Here is a 256-nt window from a genome sequence, read left to right on the forward strand (position 1 = left end):
GCAGAGAAGTTGCTGCATTGGCGGCCCTTCATGTAGACGGGACAGATAGCCAGGCGGTTGTCATTGATTGATTGCGTTTGGGAGCAGGCGGAGATCCGGTTAAGTACTATATAGCCGAGACCGACAGCCAGTGCAACGCCATCACAGCCGGAAACGAGTTTACAATCAGCATTTATAATCCGGAGGTGACTGCCGACGCACGGGGAACAAAGGCGGTGACCATCACCAATGAGTATGCTGAAAAAGCGGCCCTGAC

Annotated in this window: 1 protein-coding gene; it reads left to right on the forward strand. The window is 53.5% G+C overall.

Annotated features, from left to right (window positions below; all coding sequences use genetic code 11):
* Positions 1-71: 71 nt before the first annotated feature.
* Positions 72-256: hypothetical protein (locus NE619_RS18325; protein ID WP_256133902.1), on the forward strand; the 185-nt coding region annotated here is incomplete at its 3' end.

Source organism: Anaerovorax odorimutans (genome assembly GCF_024459955.1).
Taxonomy (GTDB): domain Bacteria; phylum Bacillota; class Clostridia; order Peptostreptococcales; family Anaerovoracaceae; genus Hominibacterium; species Hominibacterium odorimutans_A.